The following is a 2,055-nucleotide window of genomic DNA, read 5'->3' as shown; positions in this document are numbered from 1 at the left end:
AATGTTATAATAGAAACGATTATTAGAAGGTGGAAAAATGAGTAGGAAAAAAATCGAATTAAATGGAAAAGTAGAAAAACTGGCAGAAAAGTATCTTCAGATTACCGGAACTGACTTAGATGACCTGACCAACGCTGCTTTAAAGGCTTATCTCATTGATCATTTAAATTCCAATCAAATCAAGGAAGCACTAAAGGATGCTGATGATGTCAGTTCAGAATATGCGGGGAAATTGTTTAACCTTGATGATTTAAACAGATTCTAATTAATATCTATAAACTAAAAAGACAACTAAGCTGTAAATAATCAACTTAGTTGTCTTTTATTATGAATAAAGTCATGCTTAAGGATGTCCATTCTAAGACTACATTGTTCTACTATCTCAATACTTATTAATCTTCAAACCATATTTCGTTGCACGTGCGTTACCAAATTTCTCAATTTTGCCATCTTCTCGCAATTTTTTAAGCGCGCGACGAATTGTTATCTCACTGTACTGGGGAATGCTATTATTAATTTCCTTGATAGATAATGGCTGCAAGGCCTTTCTCAAAGTCTTCAAAACAAGTTTATCGACAGGTAAATCTGATTGATTAATAATGCTCATTCGCTCATTAAATTCACGATAGTCTTCCAAAACTACACTTAAAAAATAATCCAAGAATGGTAAATAATCATTGGTATTATCCATCCAACCGACCGAGCTCTCTTTTAAAACTCGATAGTACTCTGACTTAGTATCTTCTATAGATTTTTCAATACTAACATATTTTCCTACGTCAAAGCCTGCTTTATACATTGTCAGCAACATCAACAAACGCGACATTCGGCCATTACCATCTCGAAATGGATGAATCGACACGAAGTCAAAAACAAATGCTCCCGATAAAATCAATGGAGAAAATCTATTAGTATTAGCCTGTAAAGCTTGATTATAAGAATCACACAGCTCCTGTACCAACTGCGGTGTAAGAAGTGCAGATGGTGGATTAAATCTAGCTTCTCGCCGTCCGTCAAAATATTCAGTAATAATTTGGTTATCACTATCTTTAAATTGTCCGCCCCAAGTGCTATCAGTATAAGCGAATAATCTTTTATGTAAATCTAAAATTGAATTAGAATTTATCGGTATATAATCATATTGCTCATGAATTAGTTCCAATACATTACGATAGCCTGAGATTTCTTGCTCACTTCTATTCCTAGGATCGGTCTTTTTTTCCATAATTTTGTTAAGTCGCTCATTAGTGGTATAGATTCCTTCAATTCTATTAGATGCACTAGTACTCTGAACTTTAGCAACTTCAACTAATCTATCTAAAGTATCGCGATAATTAGTTTCATAACTGTCTGTTTTTCCGCTAAGGTTGTAAATCTGCGTTAGTTTGTTTATTAATGTGTTTGTATATTTAAAATTATTGAGTTTTTGATAATCAAACTTCTTGATCGCCATCACCCACTTTATCTTGCTCATCCCATTAATATCTTGATCATTTTATCCTAAATGATCAAGATATTCAAAAGATGATTATGATACTTTGCATTACTATTCTTTTTTCTCTTAAAAACCACCTAAGTAAAATTACTTAAGTGGTTTTCTTAGCAGATACTCTATTATTATCCGTGGTTTATTCTAACTAATATAGTTATTTCTGCATTACATGCCTAATTTTTAGCCTTAATTACTGAATTAATCACCTGCTAAGTTACGATAAAAATTGGCTTTAGTCGTTGAAATATAGGGAACTAACCAGAGATAGCCAATTCCAAGCGTAATGATACCGAGCAGGTACCAAGGAATGAAGCTTAAGTCTAAGACAAACAGTTCCCACTTATGGCCTTTCATCAACTGGCGACTTGCAGTAATGGCAGTAGTAGCGTGTACTTCTTTCCCACTGGCTACCATATCATTAACAATGTATGGTGTTAATGCGTAAGAGTATGATTTAACAATCCCAGGGATGATTAACAACAGCGTCCAAAGCCACTGAAAAATGTAGCTTAAAAAGTAATTAAGAAACTCAGGAATAAAGCGGCCATCAGTGAAAACAGCGA

General features: G+C 33.7%; 3 protein-coding genes. 1 reads left to right on the top strand and 2 read right to left on the bottom strand.

Annotated elements, in window-relative coordinates; genetic code table 11:
* The first annotated feature begins 37 nt into the window (after positions 1-37).
* Positions 38-265, top strand: coding sequence for a hypothetical protein (locus tag CRG87_RS07710; protein ID WP_046308016.1), 228 nt, complete (start codon positions 38-40; stop codon positions 263-265).
* Positions 266-382: 117 nt separating this feature from the next.
* Here the strand turns inward: CRG87_RS07710 and CRG87_RS07705 are convergent, their stop codons facing one another.
* Together CRG87_RS07705 and CRG87_RS07700 are read right to left on the bottom strand one after the other, a co-directional pair.
* Positions 383-1,474, bottom strand: coding sequence for a Fic family protein (locus CRG87_RS07705; RefSeq protein ID WP_083213217.1), 1,092 nt, complete (start codon positions 1,472-1,474; stop codon positions 383-385).
* A gap of 216 nt (positions 1,475-1,690) precedes the next feature.
* The coding region (locus CRG87_RS07700; protein ID WP_133125505.1) for a DUF975 family protein at positions 1,691-2,055 on the bottom strand (365 nt) is incomplete at its 5' end.

The sequence above is a fragment of the Lactobacillus apis genome (assembly GCF_002837055.1).
Classification (GTDB): domain Bacteria; phylum Bacillota; class Bacilli; order Lactobacillales; family Lactobacillaceae; genus Lactobacillus; species Lactobacillus apis.
The sequence above is the reverse complement of the archived record's forward strand: the minus strand, read 5'-3'. Positions and strand labels throughout refer to the sequence as shown.

Bases quoted from the DNA above. Each gene is read 5' to 3' on its own strand.
- CRG87_RS07710 (WP_046308016.1), top strand. From the start codon at position 38: ATGAGTAGGAAAAAAATCGAATTAAATGGAAAAGTAGAAAAACTGGCA.
- CRG87_RS07705 (WP_083213217.1), bottom strand. From the start codon at position 1,474: ATGAGCAAGATAAAGTGGGTGATGGCGATCAAGAAGTTTGATTATCAA.